Annotated in this window: 21 protein-coding genes and 2 tRNA genes; 13 read left to right on the forward strand and 10 right to left on the reverse strand. The window is 57.4% G+C overall.

Annotated elements, in window-relative coordinates:
* Nucleotides 1-82: 82 nt before the first annotated feature.
* The 11 genes from tpiA to pnp all read left to right on the forward strand — a co-directional run bounded on the left by tpiA (nucleotide 83) and on the right by pnp (nucleotide 10471).
* Nucleotides 83-847, forward strand: coding sequence for a triose-phosphate isomerase (tpiA, locus tag I6L37_RS08935; protein WP_124239035.1), 765 nt, complete (start codon nucleotides 83-85; stop codon nucleotides 845-847).
* On the forward strand, nucleotides 848-1174 hold the full coding sequence (gene secG / locus I6L37_RS08940; RefSeq protein ID WP_026455732.1) for a preprotein translocase subunit SecG: 327 nt from the start codon (nucleotides 848-850) through the stop codon (nucleotides 1172-1174).
* 7 nt (nucleotides 1175-1181) lie between these two features.
* Nucleotides 1182-1266, forward strand: a tRNA-Leu gene (locus tag I6L37_RS08945).
* Between the two features lie 92 nt (nucleotides 1267-1358).
* Nucleotides 1359-1435: transfer RNA gene (locus I6L37_RS08950), tRNA-Met, on the forward strand.
* Between the two features lie 166 nt (nucleotides 1436-1601).
* Nucleotides 1602-2060 carry a ribosome maturation factor RimP gene (rimP, locus tag I6L37_RS08955; protein WP_026455733.1) on the forward strand — a complete coding sequence of 153 codons (459 nt, stop codon included), beginning with the start codon at nucleotides 1602-1604 and terminating at the stop codon, nucleotides 2058-2060.
* Between the two features lie 14 nt (nucleotides 2061-2074).
* Entirely contained in the window at nucleotides 2075-3577 is a 1503-nt protein-coding gene (gene nusA, locus I6L37_RS08960) for a transcription termination factor NusA (protein WP_026455734.1), read from the forward strand.
* Between the two features lie 20 nt (nucleotides 3578-3597).
* Nucleotides 3598-6300 (forward strand): translation initiation factor IF-2, encoded by a 2703-nt coding sequence (gene infB / locus I6L37_RS08965; RefSeq protein WP_042028101.1) that lies wholly within the window; start codon nucleotides 3598-3600, stop codon nucleotides 6298-6300.
* 55 nt (nucleotides 6301-6355) lie between these two features.
* On the forward strand, nucleotides 6356-6790 hold the full coding sequence (gene rbfA, locus I6L37_RS08970) for a 30S ribosome-binding factor RbfA (RefSeq protein ID WP_026455736.1): 435 nt from the start codon (nucleotides 6356-6358) through the stop codon (nucleotides 6788-6790).
* 1 nt (nucleotide 6791) lies between these two features.
* Complete coding sequence (gene truB, locus I6L37_RS08975; RefSeq protein ID WP_026455737.1) at nucleotides 6792-7742, forward strand: tRNA pseudouridine(55) synthase TruB; 951 nt, start codon at nucleotides 6792-6794, stop codon at nucleotides 7740-7742.
* Between the two features lie 143 nt (nucleotides 7743-7885).
* Complete coding sequence (gene rpsO / locus I6L37_RS08980; protein ID WP_026455738.1) at nucleotides 7886-8155, forward strand: 30S ribosomal protein S15; 270 nt, start codon at nucleotides 7886-7888, stop codon at nucleotides 8153-8155.
* 168 nt (nucleotides 8156-8323) lie between these two features.
* Nucleotides 8324-10471 carry a polyribonucleotide nucleotidyltransferase gene (gene pnp, locus I6L37_RS08985; protein WP_216993814.1) on the forward strand — a complete coding sequence of 716 codons (2148 nt, stop codon included), beginning with the start codon at nucleotides 8324-8326 and terminating at the stop codon, nucleotides 10469-10471.
* A gap of 91 nt (nucleotides 10472-10562) precedes the next feature.
* Here pnp and I6L37_RS08990 read toward each other — a convergent pair whose 3' ends face one another.
* The 10 genes from I6L37_RS08990 to I6L37_RS09035 form a co-directional block, all read right to left on the reverse strand.
* A complete protein-coding gene (locus I6L37_RS08990; protein ID WP_216993815.1) occupies nucleotides 10563-11621 on the reverse strand; it encodes a chemotaxis response regulator protein-glutamate methylesterase in 1059 nt (352 codons plus the stop codon).
* A complete protein-coding gene (locus I6L37_RS08995; RefSeq protein WP_216994141.1) occupies nucleotides 11618-12109 on the reverse strand; it encodes a chemotaxis protein CheD in 492 nt (163 codons plus the stop codon). Before I6L37_RS08995 ends, I6L37_RS08990 begins: the two co-directional genes overlap by 4 nt.
* 5 nt (nucleotides 12110-12114) lie before the next feature.
* Nucleotides 12115-12918 carry a protein-glutamate O-methyltransferase CheR gene (locus tag I6L37_RS09000; protein ID WP_026455742.1) on the reverse strand — a complete coding sequence of 268 codons (804 nt, stop codon included), beginning with the start codon at nucleotides 12916-12918 and terminating at the stop codon, nucleotides 12115-12117.
* Between the two features lie 51 nt (nucleotides 12919-12969).
* Complete coding sequence (locus I6L37_RS09005) at nucleotides 12970-15141, reverse strand: methyl-accepting chemotaxis protein (protein WP_216993816.1); 2172 nt, start codon at nucleotides 15139-15141, stop codon at nucleotides 12970-12972.
* 47 nt (nucleotides 15142-15188) lie between these two features.
* Complete coding sequence (locus I6L37_RS09010; protein ID WP_061476111.1) at nucleotides 15189-15752, reverse strand: chemotaxis protein CheW; 564 nt, start codon at nucleotides 15750-15752, stop codon at nucleotides 15189-15191.
* A gap of 219 nt (nucleotides 15753-15971) precedes the next feature.
* On the reverse strand, nucleotides 15972-18182 hold the full coding sequence (locus I6L37_RS09015) for a chemotaxis protein CheA (RefSeq protein WP_216993817.1): 2211 nt from the start codon (nucleotides 18180-18182) through the stop codon (nucleotides 15972-15974).
* A gap of 23 nt (nucleotides 18183-18205) precedes the next feature.
* On the reverse strand, nucleotides 18206-18532 hold the full coding sequence (locus I6L37_RS09020; RefSeq protein WP_042028090.1) for a lipid asymmetry maintenance protein MlaB: 327 nt from the start codon (nucleotides 18530-18532) through the stop codon (nucleotides 18206-18208).
* A gap of 13 nt (nucleotides 18533-18545) precedes the next feature.
* Complete coding sequence (locus I6L37_RS09025; protein WP_026455745.1) at nucleotides 18546-18914, reverse strand: response regulator; 369 nt, start codon at nucleotides 18912-18914, stop codon at nucleotides 18546-18548.
* A gap of 9 nt (nucleotides 18915-18923) precedes the next feature.
* Nucleotides 18924-20126 (reverse strand): methyl-accepting chemotaxis protein, encoded by a 1203-nt coding sequence (locus I6L37_RS09030; protein WP_216993818.1) that lies wholly within the window; start codon nucleotides 20124-20126, stop codon nucleotides 18924-18926.
* Between the two features lie 283 nt (nucleotides 20127-20409).
* Nucleotides 20410-21498, reverse strand: coding sequence for a ketoacyl-ACP synthase III (locus I6L37_RS09035; protein ID WP_216993819.1), 1089 nt, complete (start codon nucleotides 21496-21498; stop codon nucleotides 20410-20412).
* Between the two features lie 202 nt (nucleotides 21499-21700).
* Here I6L37_RS09035 and I6L37_RS09040 point away from each other — a divergent pair, with 202 nt between their 5' ends.
* Nucleotides 21701-22654 carry a LysR family transcriptional regulator gene (locus I6L37_RS09040; RefSeq protein ID WP_216993820.1) on the forward strand — a complete coding sequence of 318 codons (954 nt, stop codon included), beginning with the start codon at nucleotides 21701-21703 and terminating at the stop codon, nucleotides 22652-22654.
* Between the two features lie 129 nt (nucleotides 22655-22783).
* Nucleotides 22784-23395, forward strand: a complete 612-nt coding sequence (locus I6L37_RS09045; protein WP_216993821.1) for a LysE family translocator — start codon at nucleotides 22784-22786, stop codon at nucleotides 23393-23395.
* The last annotated feature ends 91 nt before the right edge of the window (nucleotides 23396-23486 follow it).

Genomic DNA, 23486 nt, shown 5'->3' on the forward strand with positions numbered 1-23486 from the left:
CGATTCAAAAAATTGAAAATAGCACTTGTCAGCTGACAATCCTCTGGATATTATCAGCCCCGCTTTCGCAAGGGAGTTGTCGATGGGACATCGCAAGCCGTTTGTAGCAGCCAACTGGAAGTTGCACGGTAGTAGGTCGCAGTTAGAGCAGTTTACAAGTCAATGCCTGAAGGGTGTTGGTGATGATGTAGATGTTGTTTTCTGTCCGTCCCATGTGCATCTCGACTTTGCCGCATCACTGCTCGGTGAGCAGATGGCGATAAAGTTGGGGGCTCAGAATGTGAGTCAGCACACAGCAGGCGCTTACACGGGAGAAGTTTCGTGTCAGATGCTGGTTGAGGCAGGATGTCGCTACGTACTGGTAGGGCACTCCGAGCGCAGGCGTCTCTTTGGAGAAACCAGTTTTATCGTCGCAGAGAAATTTGCGGCTGCCAGAGCGGCAGGGCTTGTTCCAATCCTCTGTTTGGGTGAGTCGGGTGCAGCAAGGCAGGCGAGAAGAACCTTTGAGGTCATCGCGGAAGAGCTGGACATCGTCATAGAGAAAAATGGCGCGATGGCTTTCGATAATGCTATCATCGCCTACGAGCCGATTTGGGCTGTAGGTACAGGTAAATGCGCCACACCCGAGCAGGCACAAGAGGTTCATTCCTTTATACGTGGTCGCTTGGCGGAGGATACTCCGGTAATAGGTGAGAAAGTTAGAATCATCTATGGTGGGAGCGTGACACCGGCCAATGCGAGAGATTTGTTTGCCCAGCACGATGTAGACGGTGGTCTTATCGGTGGTGCAAGTCTCGATAGCGATGCGTTTTTAGGAATTGTTGAAGCGGCAAAGGGTGCAAGTTAAATGTACGAGATTCTTTTGGTCGTTTATCTGCTGGTGTCACTGGCTTTGATTGGTCTGGTGATGATTCAGCAAGGTAAAGGGGCTGACATGGGCGCCTCCTTCGGCGCAGGGGCATCAAACACAGTGTTTGGCTCCAGTGGTTCAGGCAACTTCCTGACCCGAACAACAGCGATTTTGGCTACTCTGTTCTTCGTAATTAGCCTAGTGCTTGGATCCATGTCCACTCACAAGGTAAAACAGGGTAGTGAATGGGAAAATCTGCAACAGACCCAACAGGTTGAGCAGAATAAAGCGCCAGTGAAGAAAGATACTGACGTTCCCGAGTAAGAGTTTTGCCGTGGTGGTGGAATTGGTAGACACGCTATCTTGAGGGGGTAGTGCTCTAGGGTGTGCGGGTTCGAGTCCCGCCCACGGCACCAATTAAGCAGTAAGCCCGGGTGACCGGGTGTGTTATAGCCAGTCAGTCTTGTTTCGTCGGAATGATGTGGCTATAATCTCGCACGATTTCGGACGCGGGGTGGAGCAGCATGGTAGCTCGTCGGGCTCATAACCCGAAGGTCGTCGGTTCAAATCCGGCCCCCGCAACCAAATTTCACGCATTTCCTACGCTCAGGAAGGCGGTCGCTGCGAGGCGACAATCAGGGTAAAGCGCCAAGCCCCGATTTGATATCGGGGCTTTTTGTTATGTGCAATTTACTCTGAACGGATCTCTATCTGGGCTTTATGCCCTTTTTTTGTTTTTCGGAGGGTGACTTTGGCTACGTTGGAACAACGTTTGACCGATATGCTCGAGGCGCCGGTCGTTGCCTTGGGCTTTGAACTTTGGGGTATCGAGTTTATCCGTGCGGGTAAACACTCCACCCTGCGCGTCTACATTGATGGCGAGCAGGGCGTGACCGTCGAGAACTGTGCTGAGGTCAGCCATCAGGTTGGCGCCATCATGGATGTCGAAGATCCCATCACCGAGGAGTATTACCTCGAGGTATCTTCCCCGGGTCTGGATCGCCCGCTGTTCAAGGTTGCCCAGTTCGAAAAATACGTTGGCCAAGAGGCGGCGGTAACGCTTCGGATGGCAACAAACAACCGCCGCAAGTTCAAAGGCGTAATCAAAGCCGTACAGGGCGACATGATCACCCTGACGGTAGATGGTAAGGACGAAGTGTTGGCTTTCACCAATATCCAAAAAGCGAACATAGTGCCGAACTTTGGTTAACGAGGCTATCGGATATGAATAAAGAGATTTTGCTGGTCGTTGACGCAGTATCCAACGAGAAAGCGGTACCCCGCGAGAAGATCTTCCAGGCGTTGGAAACTGCCTTGGCGACTGCGACCAAGAAAAAATATGAAGGCGAGATTGAGGTTCGTGTCGAGATCGATCGCAAGACCGGCGATTACGATACCTTCCGCCGCTGGGTAGTCATCGCGGATCAGGCCGCCATGGAAAACCCCTACGCCGAAATCACTCTGGAAGCGGCGCAGATCGAGCAGCCGGACATCCAGATCGGTGAATATGTTGAAGATCAGATCGACTCCGTGACCTTCGACCGCATCACCACCCAGACTGCCAAGCAGGTCATCGTGCAGAAAGTGCGCGAAGCCGAGCGTTCACAAGTCGTTGACCAGTTCAAGGACAAAGAAGGCACCATCATCAGCGGCGTGGTCAAGAAGAGCAACCGCGACAACGTGATCCTGGATCTGGGCAGCAATGCAGAAGCCGTGATCTTCCGCGACGACATGCTGCCGCGCGAAACTTTCCGTCCTGGTGACCGCGTCCGTGGTCTGCTCTACGCAGTGCGTCCGGAAGCCCGTGGCTCCCAGCTGTTTGTCAGCCGCTCCAGCCCGGACTTCCTGAAAGAGCTGTTCCGTATCGAAGTGCCGGAGATCGGTGAAGAGATGATCGAAATCATGGGCGCCGCTCGTGATCCGGGTTCCCGCGCCAAGATCGCGGTGAAGACCAACGATCGTCGCATCGACCCGATCGGTGCCTGCATCGGCATGCGCGGTGCCCGCGTTCAGGCCGTCTCCGCCGAGCTGAGCGGTGAGCGCGCCGACATCGTGCTGTACGATGACAACCCGGCCCAGTACGTGATCAATGCCATGGCGCCCGCCGATGTGGCCTCCATCATCGTCGATGAAGACAACCACACCATGGATATCGCAGTGGAAGCGGCCAACCTGGCCCAGGCCATCGGCCGTAACGGTCAGAACGTGCGTTTGGCATCCCAGCTGACCGGTTGGGAGCTGAATGTGATGACCGTTGAGGACATGCGTGCCAAGCACCAGGCCGAGAACGACCGCATCATGAACCTGTTCACCAGCACCCTGGACATCGATGACGATTTCGCCAGCCTGCTGATGGAAGAGGGCTTCTCCACTCTGGAAGAGATCGCCTTCGTACCGGTCAACGAGCTGCTGGCCATCGACGGTCTGGATGAAGACATGGTCGAAGAGCTGCGCAAGCGCGCCAAGGATGCCCTGACCACCAAGGCCCTGGCCAAAGAAGAATCTTTCGATGGCGTTGAGCCATCTGAAGAACTGCTCAATCTGAACGGTCTGAGCCGTGAAATGGCTTACGCACTGGCGGGCCGTGGCATCGGTACCCTGGAAGATTTGGCAGAGCAAGGCATCGATGACCTTGCCGATATCGAAGGGCTGACTGCCGAGAAGGCCGGTGAGCTCATTATGGCTGCTCGCAACATCTGTTGGTTCGGGGAAGAGCAGTCCGAGTAAGATCAAACGGAGGAAAATGAATGGCAGAAGTATCAGTCAAACAACTTGCCACTGACATCGACACACCGGTTGATCGTCTTCTCCAGCAGTTTGTCGATGCCGGTATCAGCAAGAGCAAGGCCGACGACATGGTTAGCGAGTCTGAGAAGCAGACCCTGCTGGCACACCTGAAGAAACAGCATGGAGGTGACGAGGTCACTGCTCCTGCCCGCATGACCTTGCAGCGCAAGACCAAGAGCACCATCAGTGTTCAGGGGACTGGCGGCAAGAACAAGGAAGTGCAGGTAGAAGTACGCAAGTCTCGCACCTATGTAAGACGCTCGGCGCTGGAAGATGAACAGCGTCAGGCGGAAGCCGAGGAAAAAGCGCGTTTGGAAGCAGAAGAAAAAGCTCGTCGCGAAGCCGAAGAGAAGGCTCGTCTCGACGCTGAAGAGAAGGCTCGCCGTGAGGCTGAGCAGGCTCGTCGTGAAGCTGAGGAAAAGGCGCGGATCGAGGCACAACAAAAGGCTCGACAGGCTCAACAGCCCGCCAAAGCAGCCAGTAGCACAGCTCAGCAAGAGGCAGAAAAGATGGCCAAGCGCGAAGCAGAAGAACTGAAGCGCCAACAGGAACAAACAGCTTTGCAAAAAGCTGAAGAACTCGCCGCGAAGAAAGCCGAAGAGGCTCGTCTCATGGCAGAACAGAATGCAGCCCGCTGGGCTGAAGAAGACGCCGCCCGCGCCAAAGAGAGCAGCGATTATCACGTGACCACCTCCAAGCATGCCCAGGCTGCAGAAGATGAGCTGGATCGCAAGGAAGAGACCAGCCGCCGTACCGCCGCTGCCGCCAAGGGGCCGAAGAAGGCCGGTCGCCGCGACGACGATCGCAATGACCGCAACTCCCGCGATCCGCGCGCTCGTAAAGGCAAGCGTGGCAAGGTTGCTACCCCGAATGCCATGAAGCACGGCTTCAACAAGCCGGCTGCCGCGGTTAACCGCGACGTGGTGATTGGCGAGACCATCACTGTGGCCGAGCTGGCCAACAAGATGGCGGTCAAGGGTGTCGAAGTCATCAAGGTGATGATGAAGATGGGCGCCATGGCTACCATCAACCAGGTTATCGACCAGGAGACCGCTCAGCTGGTCGCCGAGGAGATGGGCCACAAGGTGGTGCTGCGCCGCGAGAACGAGCTGGAAGAGGCAGTACTGTCCGATCGTGACGAGACCTCCGAAGCCAAGCCGCGCGCGCCGGTCGTGACCATCATGGGTCACGTTGACCACGGCAAGACCTCGCTGCTGGACTACATCCGTAAGGCCAAGGTTGCCGCAGGCGAAGCCGGTGGCATTACCCAGCACATCGGTGCTTACCACGTTAAGACCGAAAGCGGCATGATCACCTTCCTGGATACTCCGGGTCACGCAGCGTTTACCTCCATGCGTGCTCGTGGTGCCAAGGCGACCGATATCGTGGTGCTGGTCGTGGCTGCCGATGACGGCGTGATGCCGCAAACTATCGAAGCTATCCAGCACGCCAAGGCGGCCGGTGTGCCGCTGGTTGTTGCGGTCAACAAGATTGACAAGCCGGAAGCGGATCCGGATCGCGTCAAGACCGAGCTGGCCCGTTACGACGTCATGTCCGAAGACTGGGGTGGCGATTGCCAGTTCGTGCACGTCTCCGCCAAGTCCGGCGAAGGCATCGACGATCTGCTGGAAGCCATCCTGATCCAGGCCGAAGTACTGGAGCTGAAAGCCGTGGTTGACGGTATGGCCAACGGTGTAGTCATCGAATCCTTCCTCGACAAGGGTCGTGGTCCGGTTGCTACCGTACTGGTACAAGAAGGTACCCTGCGCCAGGGTGACATCGTGCTGTGCGGTCTCGAATACGGTCGTGTGCGCGCCATGCGTGACGAACTGGGTCGCGAGATCAAAGAGGCCGGTCCGTCCCTGCCAGTGGAAATCCTCGGTCTGTCCGGTGTTCCCTCTGCCGGTGATGAAGCGACCGTGGTGCGTGACGAGAAGAAGGCCCGTGAAGTGGCTCTCTACCGTCAGGGCAAGTTCCGCGAAGTCAAGCTGGCTCGCCAGCAGAAGGCCAAGCTGGAGAACATGTTCGCCAACATGACCGAGGGCGAAGTGTCCGAAGTGAACGTGGTGATCAAGGCCGACGTACAGGGTTCCGTGGAAGCGATCTGCGACGCTCTGGTCAAGCTCTCCACCGACGAAGTGAAGGTGAAGATCGTGGGTTCCGGTGTGGGTGGTATCACCGAGACAGACGCGACCCTGGCTGCCGCTTCCAGCGCCATCCTGGTGGGCTTCAACGTCCGTGCCGACGCCTCTGCGCGCAAGGTCATCGAGGCCGAGAGCCTGGATCTGCGCTACTACTCCGTCATCTATGACCTGATCGACGAAGTGAAGCAGGCCATGAGCGGCATGTTGGCGCCGGAGTACAAGCAGGAGATTATCGGTCTGGCCGAAGTGCGCAGCGTCTTCCGCTCACCGAAGTTTGGCGCCGTTGCCGGCTGTATGGTCACCGAAGGTGTGGTCAAGCGCTCCAACCGTATCCGTGTTCTGCGTGACAACGTGGTTATCTATGAAGGTGAGCTGGAATCCCTGCGTCGCTTCAAGGATGACGTCAACGAGGTTCGCAACGGCTACGAGTGTGGTATCGCGGTCAAGAACTACAACGACGTACGCGAAGGCGACCAGATCGAAGTTTACGAGACCGTTGAAATTCAGCGTACTCTGTAAGCCGAGAGTCAGACAAAATAGGGGGCCGCGGCCCCCTTTTATCGCAGGATAGATTATGGCCAGAGAATTCAGCCGGACCCGTCGGGTCGGGCAGCAGATCCAGCGTGAAATCGCGCTGATCCTGCAGCGCGAGGTGAAAGACCCGCGCATCGGCATGGTGACTGTTTCCGACGTGGAAGTGTCCCGTGACCTCAACTACGCCAAGGTTTATGTCACCTTCTTGCAGCTGGAGAATGACGCCGAGCGCATCAAGGAAGGGCTCAAGGCGCTGACTGAAGCGGCCGGTTATATCCGCAGCCTGCTGGGCAGCGCCATGCGCCTGCGTGTGGTGCCCGAGCTGCGTTTCTTCTACGACCAGACCCTGGTCGAGGGGATGCGTCTCTCCAACCTGGTGACCAATACCATCCGTGAAGACAAGCGTCGCATGGCCGAGTCAGGTCGTGAGGATGACGTGGCCACTCCGGATGACACGACTGAGGATAAAGCCTGAGATGACCCGAAGACGTCGTTTCAAGGGCCGTGATGTGCACGGCATTCTTTTGCTGGACAAGCCGACCGGCCTGACCTCCAACGATGTGTTGCAGAAGGTAAAGCGGATCTACAACGCCGCCAAGGCCGGCCACACCGGAGCCCTGGATCCCCTGGCGACCGGCATGTTGCCGATTTGCCTCGGTGAGGCCACCAAGTTCTCCCAGTATCTGCTGGATGCGGACAAGCGCTATGAGGTGACTGCCAAGCTGGGCGAGCGCACCAACACCAGCGACTCCGATGGCGAGGTGGTTGCCACCCGTCCGGTGAACGTGGCCGTGGGTACCCTGATTGAGGCGCTGGACCAGTTCCGCGGCCCCATCATGCAGGTGCCGTCCATGTACTCCGCCCTCAAGCATAATGGCCGTCCGCTCTACGAGTATGCCCGCGAGGGGATCGAAATTGAGCGGGAAGCCCGCCCCATCACGATTTTCGAGCTCAAGCTCATCAGCTTCGAAGGGGACGAGGTCAAGCTGGAAGTGCACTGCAGCAAAGGCACCTACATCCGCTCTCTGGTCGATGATCTGGGGGAAGTGCTGGGTTGTGGCGCTCATGTCACCCAGCTGCGCCGCACCCAGGTGGCCAGCTATCCGTACGATCGGATGCTGACCCTGGAGCAGCTTGAGTGCATCTTCGAGCAGGCCAAGGCCGAGAGCATTCCGCCGCGCGAGCAGCTGGATCCCCTGTTGCTGCCGATGGACACCGCCGTGGCGTCTCTGCCCGAGGTGAACATGTTGGCCGTAGTGGCGGCCTATGTGAACCAGGGCCAGGCAGTTCAGGTGCCAGGTGCCCCAACCAGCGGTCAGGTTCGCATGACGGTCGGCCCCGAGCGCGAGTTCATCGGTGTCGGCGAAATTGATGATGATGGCCGGGTTGCCCCCAAGCGCCTGGTCCGTTATCACGACGAGGAGTGATCCTCAGGCGGTATCCGTGCTCTTGCCCGTTGCGCGTCTTTATCATTGCGAAAAGGGGCGGGGGCGATTATGATACCGCCCTCATTTCACGGCTGAATTAGAGATTGGCTGTGAACCTTTAAACACTCTACTGGAGTAATACCATGTCTCTAAATGCTGAGATCAAAGCTCAAATCGTTGCCGAGCACGCTCGTGGCGCCAACGACACCGGTTCCCCCGAAGTGCAAGTTGCCCTGCTGACTGCCCAGATCAACCATCTGCAAGGTCACTTCAAGGAGCACTCCAAGGATCACCACGGTCGTCGCGGTCTGCTGCGCATGGTTTCCCAGCGTCGTAAGCTGCTGGACTACCTGAAGCGTAAAGACGTTCAGCGTTACGCTGCTCTGATCGCCAAGCTGGGTCTGCGTCGTTAATCGACCATCAGATTTCGCGAAAAAGGGGAACCGTCAGGTTCCCCTTTTTTTATTCCCTATCAGCGCGTTGCCTGCCTCACAGAATTTGTGTCACCGCTTACCTTTTGCATCGAATCAAGTATACTTGTGCGCGAATTTAAAGAGCCAAATTGTAAAAAGGAAATTCACGTGAATCCTATTGTAAAGTCATTCCAGTACGGTCAACACACCGTCACACTGGAAACCGGTGTGATGGCCCGTCAAGCCACTGCGGCCGTTATGGTCAGCATGGACGATACCTGCGTCTTCGTGACCGTTGTTGGCAAGAAAGAGGCCGATCACGGCCGTGATTTCTTCCCGCTGACCGTCAACTACCAGGAGCGTACTTATGCTGCTGGTCGTATCCCGGGTGGTTTCTTCCGTCGTGAAGGCCGTCCGAGCGAAGGCGAGACCCTGATCTCCCGTCTGATCGACCGTCCTATTCGTCCGCTGTTCCCGGAAGGCTTCCTCAATGAGGTTCAGGTGGTTGCCACCGTCATGTCCGTGAACCCGGCAATTTCTCCCGACATCGTTGCCATGATCGGCGCCTCCGCGGCACTGGCCATCTCCGGCATCCCGTTTGGCGGCCCGATCGGTGCAGCCCGCGTGGGTTACATGAACGGCCAATACGTGCTGAACCCGACCACCACCGAACTGCCCCAGAGCGATCTGGACTTGGTGGTTGCCGGTACCGCCAACGCCGTGCTGATGGTGGAATCCGAAGCGGCCATCCTCTCCGAAGAGGTGATGCTGGGTGCCGTGGTCTTTGGTCACGAGCAGATGCAGGCCGTGATCAACGCCATCAACGAATTTGCTGCCGACGTCGGCACCAAGCCGTGGGACTGGACACCGCCCGCCGTCAACGAAGCGCTGAAAGCCAAGGTTGCCGAGCTGGCCACTGCCGAACTGGGTGAAGCCTACCGCATCACCGAGAAGGCCGTGCGTTACGAAACCATCGCCGCCATCAAGGGCCGCGTGGTTGAGCAGGTCATCGCTTCCGGTGTGGAAGAAGATGCCAAGAAGATTGGCGAAGAGTTCCACAGCCTGGAAAGCCGCATCGTGCGTGGTCGCGTAGTACGTGGCGAGCCGCGCATCGATGGTCGCGATCCCGAGATGATCCGCGCCCTGTCCGTCGCCACCGGCGTACTGCCGCGCGCTCACGGTTCTGCCCTGTTCACCCGTGGTGAAACCCAGGCCATGGTTGTTGCGACCCTGGGTACCGAGCGTGACGCCCAGAACATCGACGAGCTGACCGGCAACCGCGCCGATCGCTTCATGCTGCACTACAACTTCCCGCCATACTGCGTCGGTGAGACCGGCATGATGGGCAGCCCCAAGCGTCGTGAAATCGGTCACGGTCGTCTGGCCAAGCGCGGTGTTGCTGCCGTGATGCCGAGCGCCGACGAGTTCCCGTACGTGGTGCGCGTGGTTTCTGAAATCACCGAATCCAACGGCTCCTCCTCCATGGCCTCCGTCTGTGGTTCCTCCCTGGCGCTCATGGACGCCGGTGTGCCGATCAAGGCTTCCGTCGCCGGTATCGCCATGGGCCTGGTGAAGGAAGAAGAAGGTTTCGTCGTGCTGTCCGACATCCTGGGTGACGAAGATCACCTGGGCGACATGGACTTCAAGGTTGCCGGTACCACCGAAGGTGTGACCGCCCTGCAGATGGACATCAAGATCGAAGGCATCACCAAAGAGATCATGGAGATTGCCCTGAAGCAAGCTCGTGGTGCTCGCCTGCACATCCTGAAAGTGATGGACGAAGCCATTCAGGCTCCGCGTGCCGAGATCTCCGATTTCGCCCCGCGCATCCACACCATCAAGATCAACCCGGAGAAGATCAAGGACGTCATCGGCAAGGGTGGTTCCGTGATCCGCGCCCTGACTGAAGAGACCGGCACCAACATCGAGCTGGATGATGACGGTACCGTCCGCATCGCCGCCGTTGATGGTGACGCCGCCAAGGAAGCGATCCGCCGCATCGAGGCCATCACCGCCGAGATCGAAGTGAACCGTATCTACGAAGGCAAGGTTGTCCGTCTGGCCGACTTCGGCGCCTTCGTCAACATCCTGCCGGGCAAAGACGGTCTGGTTCACATCTCCCAGATCACCGATGCGCGTGTGCAGAACGTGGCCGACTACCTGAAGATCGGTGACGTGGTGAAGGTGAAGGTACTGGAAGTGGACCGTCAGGGCCGCGTACGCCTCTCCATCAAGGAAGCCAACGCGCCGACTGAAGCCGCTGCTCCGGCTGCCGATGCCGCTCCGGTCGCTGCCGAAGCGCCTGCTGCAGATTAAGACGCAGTGCTGACCGGGCTTGCCCGGTCTGGCTGACCAATCCGGCTCCCCCAGGGGAGCCGGATTTTTTTATGGCCGGCCAACAGAGTGGCTATCTGCCGAGAATGGCGTGATGCATCTCGTCGAGCGGGAGTATGTGGCGTGCGGCACCAAGCTTGAGCGCCTCCTTTGGCATACCAAACACCACACAGGAGGCCTCATCCTGGGCATAGGTATTGGCACCGGCATCCAGCATCTCCCTGAGCCCTCTGGCGCCATCGTCTCCCATGCCGGTCATGATGATGCCGGTCGCGTTTTTGCCCGCGTATTTGGCCACGGAGCGAAACAGCACATCCACCGAAGGGCGATGGCGATTGATCAGGGGACCGTCGACCACCTCCACATGGTAGTAGGCACCGCTTCGCTTGAGCAGCATGTGCTTGCCGCCGGGGGCGATCAGCGCGAGCCCCGGGATGACCCTGTCATTGTTTTTTGCCTCCCGTACCTCGATTTGGCATAACCCGTTAAGGCGAGCGGCAAATGATGCCGTAAATTTCTCCGGCATATGCTGCACGATGACGATCCCCGGGCTGACCCGGGGAAGGGCCGTCAGCACAGCCTCCAGTGCCTGGGTACCGCCGGTGGAGGTACCGATGGCGATGAGTCGCTCCGTGGTTTGGGCCATGGCATCTCGCGTCGGCGCCAGTATGGCGTCGGCATGGATTTTGGTGGCAACCTGCAAAGGGGCCGGTTTGCCGAGTCGCTTGAGGTTGGCTTGGGAGGCCGCTCGTACTGCCATGGCCAGATCGTGGGCTGACTCCTGCAGAAAGCTTTTGATGCCCATGGTCGGTTTGGTGATGATGTCTGCCGCGCCGGCTGCCATGGCTTGCAGGGTGGTTTCGGCTCCCTTCTCGGTCAAAGATGAGCAGATGACCACCGGGGTGGGGTGCTCGGCCATTATTTTGGTGAGAAAAGTGATGCCATCCATCCGTGGCATCTCCACATCCAGCACGATGACATCCGGCCACTCCTTCTTCAGTTTCTCCAGTGCAAACAACGGATCGGAGGCGGTCGCGATCACCTTGATGTCGGGTTCCTGTTCCAGCACCCCTTGCAACACCTGTCTAACCACGGCGGAATCATCCACCAGCATGACTTTTATCTGTTTCATTCCCCCGTCCCTCGATGATGTGGCAGACGATGATGACGCACCCAAACATGGCCGTTGTTGAGCTCGAAGATGAGGCTTCGGTGGCCAGAGAGGCCCAGATGATGCGCTTTTATGGTGAGGCCCAGATGCCGGGTCAACTGCCATGCGGCCTGGATATTTTGGTCGGCCACATTGGGGTAGTCTCCGGCAGGGGGCGTTATGTCAAACATGTGTCCGCCACCAAAAAGCTTTACTTCATACTCCTGGAGCGGGGGCGGATAGTGGCGGATGGCTTCGATAAACAAGGTGATCGCTTCGTCGCCATAACGGCCATCCAGGGTAGTGGTTTTGACTCCCCGGGTCGGCAGCATGTAGTGACACATCCCTCCCGATTTATGTTGTGGGTGCCACATGGTGATGGCGACACAGGATCCCAGATGGGTTTTGATCACGGCGTCCTCCTGGCCGAAGAAAAACTCTCCGGGGTGCAGCATGATCTCGCGTTGCATCATCATCACCGCTTTTGATAGATGGAAGGAGAAACCAGATGCAGACCATGAGGCAATCCGTTGAGGCTTTCGGCATGGCTGACAAGCAGGTAACCCCCGGTCCTGAGTCTGGGTACCAGCCGCTGCACGACCTCGGCCTTGGTCTCCTTGTTGAAGTAAATCATTACGTTGCGGATGAATATGACATCGAACATGCCGATGTCGGGCAGCTCCTGGATGAGGTTGATGTGCAAAAACCTCACTCGCTCCTGCAGCTTGCGGTCGATGATGAAACTGCCTTCCTGTTGCCCTATGCCCTTCAGGCAGTATTTCATCAGGTATGACATGGGGATATTGTGCGCCCGCTCTATGGGGTAGCGTCCCAGCCTGGCCTGTTCCAGCATGCGTGACGAGATGTCCGAGGCCATGATTTCCCAGTTGAAGCCGCCGTGCTTTTCCGCCAGGGTCATCGCCAGACTGTAAGGTTCCTCCCCGGATGAACTGGCTGCACTCCATATCCGCAATGTCCGCTCCTTTGGCACGAGCGGCAGTACTGTATTGCAGAGAAAGTCGAAGTGTTTGGACTCCCTGAAGAAGTAGGTTTCATTGGTTGTCAGCAGATCCAGCGCCAGTTGCAACTCCTGATGATGGTCGCTCATGATCAGGCGAAAATAGTCACCATAACTGTCCAGCTCGTAATGGTGCAGGCGTTTGGAAAGCCGGCTGGCGACCAGTGCTTTCTTGGCCGGTGACAGGTCGATACCTGCGGCCTGATGTAACCAGCGCTGGAACTGGCCAAATTCGTCGTCATGAAGTTGAGTCTGGTACAAGGCTACACTCCCGGCTCGGCAAAGCGGCCTGGTTGCCCAGGCCCCGGCACACTAGAAACGGACAAAATCTCCCTCGTTGAATGGTCGTGGCGGAAGACCGGGCTGCTCACGGCCATTCCCCTCCAGAACAAAGCGCCCCTTGTTACTGTTCTGGGGTTGTGCGGCGTTGTGACCATTGCTCCTGTGGCTCTGTTCGAGAGTGAAGAATTCCATAACAAGCTGCAGTTGCTCTGCCTGGCTGCTCATCTCTTCTGCCGTGGCGGCCAGCTCTTCGCTGCAGGAGGCATTTTGCTGGGTGACCTGGCTGAGTTGGCTCATTGCCTGATTGATCTGGCTGACACCGGTTGATTGCTCGGCAGAGGCAGCACTGATCTCCTGCACCAGATCGGATGTCTTGTTGATGGAGGGAACCATCTGATCGAGTAGCCGGCCGGCCTTTTCCGCCATTTCCACGCTGCTGGAGGCCAGCTCACCTATCTCCTGTGCCGCTACCTGGCTGCGCTCCGCCAGTTTGCGCACCTCGGCTGCGACGACAGCAAACCCCTTGCCATGATCCCCCGCTCGCGCCGCTTCGATGGCCGCATTGAGGGCCAGCAGATTGGTCTGGTAGGCGATGTCGTCGATGATGCCAATCCGTTTGGCGATCTGTTTCATGGCATCGACGGTCAGTTGGACGGCCTCACCGCCTTCGACAGCTTCCTTGGCTGCCTTGCTGGCCATGCCGTCTGTCACCTGGGCGTTATCGGTATTCTGGTTGATGCTGGCGCTCATCTGTTCGATGGATGCGCTGGTCTCTTCCATGCTGGAAGCCTGTTCACTGCTGGACTGGCTGATGGACTGGGCGGTGGCACTCACCTGCTCGGCGGCACTCGACAGATTGTCGGAAGCGCCGCGGACCTCGGTCACTATATTGGTCAGGGAATCGATGGTCTTGTTGAGGGCATCCTTGGTGGTACCAAAGACCCCCGGGTAGTCTGTCTCTATCTTCTGGGTCAGGTCTCCCTTGGCCAGACACTGGACGATCCGGATCACGTCATTGAGGCTGGTATCGATCACGTTGGCAATCTGGTTGATGCCTTCGCCCAGATTATGGAAGAAGCCGGATTTGCCGGTGAGATCCATGCGGCGGTGCAACTCGCCATTGATCACGGATTGTACTATTTCCGACATTTCGTGCTCGATGGCGACCTCTTTGGTGCGATCCGCCCACTCGACCACCGACCCCAGGCGTTCGCCACTGTCACTGAATACCGGGTTGGCGATCAGCGCAAAGGTACGTCCACCAAGCTGTATTTGGGTGCGGTAGGTACTGTTGAGCTTGGCCAGCATGGTCCGCTGGTGCCCCGGATTTTTATGGAAGCTGTCAATATTGGCCCCCATCAGATTCGCAGTATTGAAGTTGTTGAGATCTTTCTTGATGTCCGGCTCGGCCAGCTTGAGCATCTCGGTGACGGAGTCGTTCATGTAGATAATGTCGAGGTTGGTATCGGCGATCATGACGTTGGTGCTGGCACAATCGAGTGCTCTCTTGACCCTGAGGCTTTCATTAGCCGCGATTTTGGCGGCTTCATTGGCGGCCTTGACCTCATTTTCGATGGCGATCTCTTTGGTGCGATCAGCCCATTCCACGACTGACCCTAGCCGCTCGCCATTGTCACCAAATACGGGGTTGGCAATCAGCGAAAAGGTTCTGCCACCAATGGTTATCTGGGTGCGATAGGTTGTATCGAGCTTTTGCAGCATGGCTCGCTGATGACTCGGATTCTTGTGGAAGTTGTCGATGTTCTTGCCCATCAGGTTTTTAACGTCCAGATTGGGCAGTTCCTTGCGAATATCTTGCTCTGCCTGGCCGAGCATGGTGGTGACCGCCTCGTTCATATAGATGATGTTGAGGTCGGTGTCGGCAATCATCACGTTGGTCGATGCGCCGTCCAGCGCCTTGCGCACCCGCAGATTCTCCCGGTACTGGGTCTGGTTGCTCTCGATAGTGTCCAATGCATTCCGCAAGCAGGTTTGCAGCAGGTTGAGGGTTTCATTGAACTCGTGGCAGAGGCCCCGTAGCGGGCCGGTGAGGGTAGACAGATCTATCTGGCCAGCTGTCTGCCCGAGGGTGATGGCGTGATGGATACGCCGAGTTTCCTCAGCAAGCCTGGTTAGCTGCTCTTGCTGCTGGTTGTAGCTGGAACCATTGCCGAAGAGCTTTTCAAACAGTGATTGAGTCATGAGCCTTATCCTTGTGCGACATGCCAATGCGTATTGAGCGTGAGTAATCAGGATGCCTGTATGTATTCCGGTAATTTTTCCGGTTGCTGCGCCAGTTCACTGAGCTGTGCCATCTCCTCAAGTGACAGGACTTTTTCCGTATCAATGAGGATGACGAATTTGCCGTTGACCTTGCCCATGCCGCTGATGAAATCAGCCCTGATTCGGGCACCAAAGCTGGGGGGCGGTTCGATTTCACTGGGTGAAATGCTGAGGACTTCGGAGACGGAATCCACGACCACACCGATATCCTGGCTACCTTGTGTATCGTCATGATGGTGTAGGCCTTCAATGATAACGATGCAGGTACGCCGTGTGATGTTGGAGGGCGCGTTGCCAAAGCGGGCGTTGAGATCAACGACTGAAACCACGGCGCCGCGTAGATTGATCACACCGCGAATAAAGCTTGGCATCATGGGTATGGGGGTGATGTTCCCGTATTCGATGATCTCTTTGACTCCCAGGATATTGATGGCAAACATCTCTCCGTTGATGAGAAAAGTCAGGTACTGGGCATCACTGTGGGATGTGGCGGGGGGGGCAACCACGGCCACTTCGGTCGATGGGGTCATATCAGCCTCCGGTTGAAAAAAGATGAGGAATGCCTCGGCGATGTGCTGCAGGTGGCATCTGACTGCACCCCCTGGCGTGGTTGTCTGGCTTGTGGCCAGGCCTCCTGTGCCAATATGTGCCGAAGGACATGGGCGATGACGCTATCAACCTGCATATAAGCCGTGTACTGAACGGGAGGAATAGTGAGGATGTTGAAAGTGTGCTTCACAGTGTTTTCCTCAATTGATGCGCGGTTGATGTTGCAGCCGTGTCAGGGTCTGCCTGTTGATAAGGCCAGACTCCTGATGGATGGCATGCTGGATCAACGAGGGAATATCAAGGATGAGGGCGACTTCGCCCCCTCCCAGAATGGTGGAGCCGCTGATCCCTTGCAGACGCTGGAATAATTTGCCAAGGGGTTTGATAACGGTCTGGAATTCACCCAGTAGCTCGTCGACGACCAGTCCCGATTTTTTGCCGCCGTGGCTGACAACCACGATATTCTCACGGCGCCCCTTGCTGCTCAGGGTGTCGAAATAGTGTTGCAGACGGATAAAGGGGAGGACTTCTCCTCGCAAGTTGATGAAATTTCGCCCCTGGGTATCGGCCAAGGCACTGGCGGTCAGCTCTACGCACTCGATCACCATATCCAGCGGGATGACGTAATAGGTATCACACACCTTGACCAGAAAGCCGTCGATAATGGCGAGCGTGAGGGGTAGTCTTATCTGTACCCGGGTGCCCTGGCCCGGAATGCTGTCCAAATCCACGGTTCCGCGTAGGGCTGTGATGTTGCTCTTGACCACATCCATGCCGACGCCGCGCCCGGAGAGGTTGGTAATGGCTTCTGCTGTGGAAAATCCAGGTTCAAAGATGAGGTTGTAAATCTCCTGATCGGTGAGCGTGGTGCCAGCGCCAATCAAGCCTCGTTCCTGCGCTTTTTGCAGGATCCTGGTTTTGTTGAGGCCGGCTCCGTCATCCTTGATTTCAATCACTATGCTACTGGAGTCATGGTAGGCGTTGAGAGTCAGGGTTCCTTTTGCCGGTTTGCCGGCAAGCTGCCTTTGCTCTGCCGGTTCGATTCCATGATCCATCGAGTTTCTGACCAGATGCATCAGTGGGTCGCCAATTTTCTCCACCACCGACTTGTCCAGTTCGGTATCGGCACCCGAGATCACCAGGGCGATATCCTTGTTGAGCTCTTGGCTGACATCACGCACCACCCGCTGAAAGCGGTTGAAGGTATCGCCGATGGGCACCATTCGAAGGCGCAAGGCATTGTCCCTTATCTCTTCCACCAGGTTGGCGATGACGGACGTCGCTTCCTGTAGCTGGCTCTCTCTACTGCGCTGGGCCAGCATGTTGGCGCCCGAGCTGGCTACCACCAGTTCACCTACCAGATTGATCAGGTCATCCAGCTTGTCGGCATGGACTCTGACATAGCGTCCTTCCTTGCTTTTATTCTCCTTGGTCTGGTGCTGCTTTTTCAGGGCTGCATCGACCACGACTTCATCGACGGAACCCTGAGAGATGAGGATCTCTCCCAGTTTTGAGGTAGGGTGCTCTGTGGCCGAATGTTGTAGCTGGAGTCCGTGGCGCAGTTCTTCTGCGGTTAGCGCGCCGGTCTTGACCAGGAGTTGCCCCAGCATTTCGCTATCTTCCGGCAGGGCATTGATAAGGTCTATGTATTCGCTGATCTTGCTGTGAGGCGGCAAGATGGCGATCTGGCAATCATCCCTGACGAATTCAAAGACATCGCTGATCGCAGCCTTGTCTGCCTGGGAATCGAAATCGACCTCGAAGCCGAGGTAGCAGCTTTCCGGATCGAACTCCTCCCAATCCGGTATGGCCTGATGGATGGTTTCCAGCGAGCGTATGGTACCCAATGTGCCGAGATAGCGCAGAAATGCAGCGGGATCCATGCCGTTGCGCAGCACATCAGGCCCAAAACGCAGGGATATATGCCAAAGGGAACCGCTGGACAGCGGCACTTCCTCTTTTTCGATGGGAGGAGGCGAAGGCATTATCGTGTCGGGCAACTGGGCTTCCTGGGCATTCTGGTGCCGAATAAGGGCCAGGCGCAGCTTGTCATCCCGGGCGAGGGCGTCGGCGGTCAGGCTATCTCCCTGCTCAGCCACCACTTCTATCAGCAATTGAATGTGGTCGCAGCTCTCCAGCAGATCCTTGATAAGCGCTGAGGTCACCGATAATTGCTGGTTGCGGATCTGATCCAGCAGATCCTCGACAATATGGGTAAACCCCACGATCGGAAGCAGACCAAACAGGCCCGCGGAGCCCTTGATGGTGTGAGCCGCCCGGAATATGGCGCCGATGAGCTCGTTGTCGTCAGGATTTTCCTCCAGCAAGAGCAGAGAGGACTCCATTTCTTCAAGCAATTCGCGAGCCTCGGCAATATAGGTCTGCAGGGCCTGGTCAAGATTGATGCTCACGGGTGACTCCTCGGCATGGCGATTCAGGGGTGTTCAGCATGGGGAAACAGGGTGGGATCCCCAAAAAATCCCGACAATTGGCACAGTTCCAGCAGTTCGAGCACCGCATGGCTGTGCCAGACCAGGTGCAGCGGATAGCCATTGGCCAAGGCAGTCTTTTTGGCAGCCAGCAATAGCTGTAGCCCGGCACTGTCGATTTCAGTCACATTGGCCAGATTGAGTTCCAGCTCTTGTCCCTGGTGCAACAGGGGAGAGAGCGCCTCTTTCAGTTCGGCTACCGTGTAGATAGTGACGTCGTCAGGCAGGGTGAGCACAGTCTTGTCACCTTGCAGTTCGCGCTGCAATTCCATGGCTGACTCCAGGTTACGGCATGATGAGCTTGGCGACGGCCGCAAGCATCTGTTCCGGCTGGAAAGGTTTGACGACCCAGGCCTTGGCGCCGGCGGCCTGTCCCTCCTGCTTCTTGCTGTCCTGCGATTCGGTAGTCAGCATGATGACGGGAGTGAACTTGTAGCTGGAGAGTTTCTTGGCCTCTTTGACGAAACTGATGCCATCCATATTGGGCATGTTGACGTCGCTGATGATGAGATTGATCTTCTTGCCGTCGAGTTTGTTGAGGGCATCCTTGCCATCTTGCGCTTCGAGTACGTCGTAGCCTGCGGTTTTCAGCGTCATGCCAACCACCTGGCGAATGGTGGCCGAGTCATCCACGATCAGGATCGTTTTACCCATGTTTCTCTCCTAGAAAAAAGTAATGTCTGCACTGCTGGCCGTAGGCTTGGTCGTTCGACCATGATGAATGTCCCTCTGCTCATCCGTGGCATATGTGAGCTCCATGTCGGCCAGCCAGCTATCGGCGTCGATCATGATTGGGCCGGAAGTGCGTACCTGTTGTTCCGGGTCGTTCAGATGGCTTGAAAGATGCTCCATGTTGTTGCGTACCTGGTTGAGGATCTGACTGACCCTGTCCTGAAACTGCAGTGAAATGATGACATTGGAAATTTCGTGATGAATATCGGTGCTTTCGCTTTGCAGCAGGGAAGCCGATTCGGCCAGGCTGTCGGTCGCCTGACGAAACCGGGTCAGCACCTGTTCGATAGCCTGCTCCGAGTTGGCGACCGAGACGTGATCCCGGGCGGCGGAGCTTTCGGCAATTTCTGAGACGCGACCAATCCCTGCGTTGATGGTATCGACCTTGTCACTCATCTTTTGGGCGGTTTCACTGGAGAGGCGGGAGAGGTTGCGTACCTCATCGGCGACTACGGCAAATCCTCGTCCTGCTTCACCTGCCCGCGCCGCTTCAATCGCAGCATTAAGGGCCAGCAGGTTGGTCTGGGAGGCAATCTTGGCGACATCCAGCGCCATGGTGTTGAGCTCCAGGGTATAGGCGGTCAGGCTCTTTATTTCTGCCAACATGGCATCACGGTTTTCCTGGGCTGAATGCATCAGGCTGAGTACCTCATTGAGCTGGAGCTGACTCTCGCTCAACACGGCGGCCATCCCTTTTGATTCGGTGCCACCCAGATCGCCGGCAGCCTGATGGGAGGCGCTGACAGCTTCTTCCAGCTTGTTGGCGAGCCCGCTGAAGCGCTGGGTCAGATCGATCATCGCCTCTTCAGTCTGCTGCCGGGAGCTCTCTATCTGTTGTGACCAGATGGGGACCGCCTTTTGGCAAACCTCTTCCAGCCCGATGATCGCATTGGCGAAAGAGGCCGGAGTGGTGTCCTGCTCGTCGTTTGAGGCGTGAGTGTGGCGGGCCTGATTGACGCGATGGGAAGTCCAGAGTGCGGCTCCAATGGCCAAGGAGCCGTTCAACAACAGGTAAAGCAGAGAAGAAGATCCGGACAGAAGCAGCAGGCAACTGAGCAATCCCAGCCCGATGCAGCTCAGCCAGCAAACCGGATCCCATAGCGGGTTGATCACGCCACTTTTGTGTTGTGCCATACGCAACTTATCCCTGTGCTAGTCATTAGCTTGGCCGTCGGGTTGTGCCATCCAGATTGGCAACCCAGGGCCTGGTTATATTTACTATTGGCTCAGTAAGGGTAGCGTAAAAAAAATAGTTGGTTGCAAGTCAGTATTGCTTGCCGAAAAAGAGGTAGGGCCTTGATAAGGGGAGTTAATGCTGAGCGTTATTTCCGCCGATATCAGCGAGATAGCGAAATCTAGGGTAGCGAAGGAGAGAAAGACAATAAGGAGCCTGCCTTGGCAGGCTCCTTGAACCATATCAGGCCTTGCTGGCGTGAGCCTGCTGGCAACCTTCGACGGCGTGGGCGATCAGCTCCAGCGCGCTCTGCTCACACGCAGGCAGCTCTTCATCGCACTGACTGATGGGGGTGACGCGATCGCCCCACTTGATGATGGCTGCGCCCCAGGTGAGGCCGGCGCCAAAGGCTGCGGTCAGCAGATAGGCGTTCGGTTTGACGCGGCCTTGTTCCAGCGCTTCGCACAGGGCGATGGGCACGGTGGCGGCGGAGGTGTTGCCGTAGTTTTCGATGTTCACCATCACCTTTTCCATGGGCGCGTTCATGCGCTTGGCCAGGGTTTCGATGATACGGATATTGGCCTGGTGCGGCACGATGAGATCGATCTGCTCGGGGGCAATACCGGCCTGTTCGAGTACAGTGCCGGTCGCCTCACCCATGCCGCGGACGGCGCGTTTGAAGATCTCGGGGCCTTCGAAATTGAAGGTGAACAGGCCGTCAATATCGGCAAAACGAACGCGATCTGTGCCGAAATTCGGTACATGCAGGATCTCCCGCGCTTCGCTGTCGCAGCCGAGCTTGTTGGCGATGAGGCCGCTTTCCTGCTCGCTCGCCTCGATGATCACGGCACCTGCGCCATCGCCAAACAGTACGGCGGTATCGCGGCGGGCCCAGTCCAGCAGATAGGTCAGACGCTCGGCACCGATCACCAGCACCTTCTTCATCATGCCGGTCTGCACCAGCGAGGTGGCGACGGAGAGGGCGTAGACGAAACCGGTACAGGCGGCGTTGAGGTCAAACACGGCGGCATTAGTGGCGCCAAGCTTCTTCTGCACCGCGGAAGCAGCGCTCGGCAGCAGGTTGTCCGGGGTGGCGGTAGCCAGGATGATGCCATCGAGATCGCTGGCCTCGAGACCGGCGCAGGCGAGAGCGCGGCGACCAGCCAGGGTGGCGAGATCCGAGGTGCTGACGTGGGAGATCCGGCGGGCCTTGATGCCGGTACGCGGATAGATCCACTCATCCGACGTATCCATGATGGTGCTGAGGTCATCGTTGGTCAGCACTGAGGGAGGCAAGCATTTGCCCCAACCGGTGATATTGGCGTATTTCATCTTGTTACCGCTTCTCAATGTGGATCGCCCGCGGGCGGAAAATCGCGCAATTATGCCGCACGAGACAACTACTGTCATCTTGTGGTCATGGTTATCTGGCAGGGAGGATGTGGCAATGGGCCGCAAAACAAGGGAAATTTCGCTTAAAGGGAAGGACTTGCCTGCCCTAAGATAGGGCTTTCTCCCTCGACGAGGCGACACTTTGCTCAAAGCCAATTTCAACCTGTTGCCTACCCTCAAGGTGCTGCTGGAGACTCGCAACATCAGTCGGGCGGCGGAGCTGCTGCACCTGAGCCAGCCCTCCATCAGTAAGCAACTTGCCTTGCTGCGCAGCGAGTTTGGTGACGAGCTGCTGGTGCGGGAGGGACAACGCTGGCTGCTGACGCCGCGGGCCGAAAGCCTGGCCGCCGAGCTGGCGGACTCTCTCAGTGCGTTAGAGCGGCTCTATGAGCCGCCCGGATTCGAGCCCGGCCGCTGTGAACGAGTGTTCCGGCTCGCCTCGTCCGATTACGTGGCCCAGCATATCCTGCCCGATATCTGCGCAGCGCTCGCCAAAGAGGCTCCGTTGGCAGCGCTCGAGTACAGCCTGTGGGACAAATGCCAACTGCCACAGTTGTGGCAATCACAGCTTGACCTGGTCTCCACCATCACAGAGCAGGTGCCGGATCAGATCCGCGGTCTGCATCAGGGGGAGGATCGGTTGGTGGTGTTGATGGGCCGCCGGCATCCGCTGGCGGACCGTTGCCTGACACTCGATGATTACCTCGCCTGGCCACACCTGCAGGTGAGCGGCGGCGGTGACAAGGACAGCCCGGTGGAGCAGGTGCTGGCGCCACAGTGCCTCTTCCGGCGCTGGTTTGCCCGGGTGCCCTTCTTTCAGGCGGCGGTGGAGGTATTGCTGCGCACCGACTGCCTGATGACCACACCCGCTCATATCGCCTGGCAACTCTCCTGCAATAACGAGCTCGCCTTTGTGGATCTCCCCTTTTCGACCCGCACCCAGCACTATCATCTGCTGTGGCATCAGCGCCACCATCAGGACCCGGCCCATCGCTGGTTTCGCGAGCTGGCCTATCCCTTCCTGCGGGACCACTTGCAAGGCACAGTGGCCGAGAGTCGCAAGGTGCTGGCTCAGACCCAGACCCAGACCCGTTAGTGTCAGTCGGTTATGCCACAGCATAGCCAATGGTTATGGGATCTATTCATAACTTTCACTTCTGGCATAGCCATGCACCCCTTACCCTGAATCCAGTTACAACATATTCAGGGTGAGGGTAAACACAAAATGGAACTGACGAGTTGGCTGGCATTGGCCGCAATCTGCGTGATGGGGGCCATCAGCCCGGGGCCGAGTCTGGCGTTGATCATTCGCAATACTGTGCAGGGAGGGCAGGGCCACGGGGTGGCGACCGCGTTGGGCCACGGTCTCGGGGTGGGCATCTACGCGCTTATCACGGCACTCGGTCTGTCGCTGCTGATCACCCAGACCCCCTTGATGTTTGATCTCATCCGCTACGGTGGCGCCGTATTTCTCGCCTGGCTCGGGGTCAAGGCGCTGTTGGCCAAACCTGTCAGTGGCGAGTCGCGTGAAGAGGAGATGCACCAGCTGCGCGGTCGTCAGGGGGCGTTCGAGGGCTTTATGGTGGCCTTTCTCAACCCCCAGCTCGCCATCTTCTTTATCGCCCTGTTCAGCCAGTTTGTGCACGCCGATACCGGCTGGTATGAGGGGAGCATCATGATGCTCACCGCTGGCGGTATCGACGCGCTCTGGTATGTGCTGGTGGCGTTGGTACTTTCCCGTGGCCCCGTGCTGGCCTGGCTCAAAGCCAAATCGTTCGTCATCGACAAGGTCAGTGGTCTGGTGCTGCTGGGTCTGGCGCTCAAGGTGGTGATTTAGTATCAATATCTGGTGACGATCCTTCTCCTTGGTTGGGGGAGGAGGATAAGCGCAGCCTGCCGTAAAGGAGGAGAGAGAATTTCCCTTGCCA

The organism is Aeromonas sp. FDAARGOS 1407, from assembly GCF_019048725.1.
GTDB classification, from domain to species: domain Bacteria; phylum Pseudomonadota; class Gammaproteobacteria; order Enterobacterales; family Aeromonadaceae; genus Aeromonas; species Aeromonas enteropelogenes.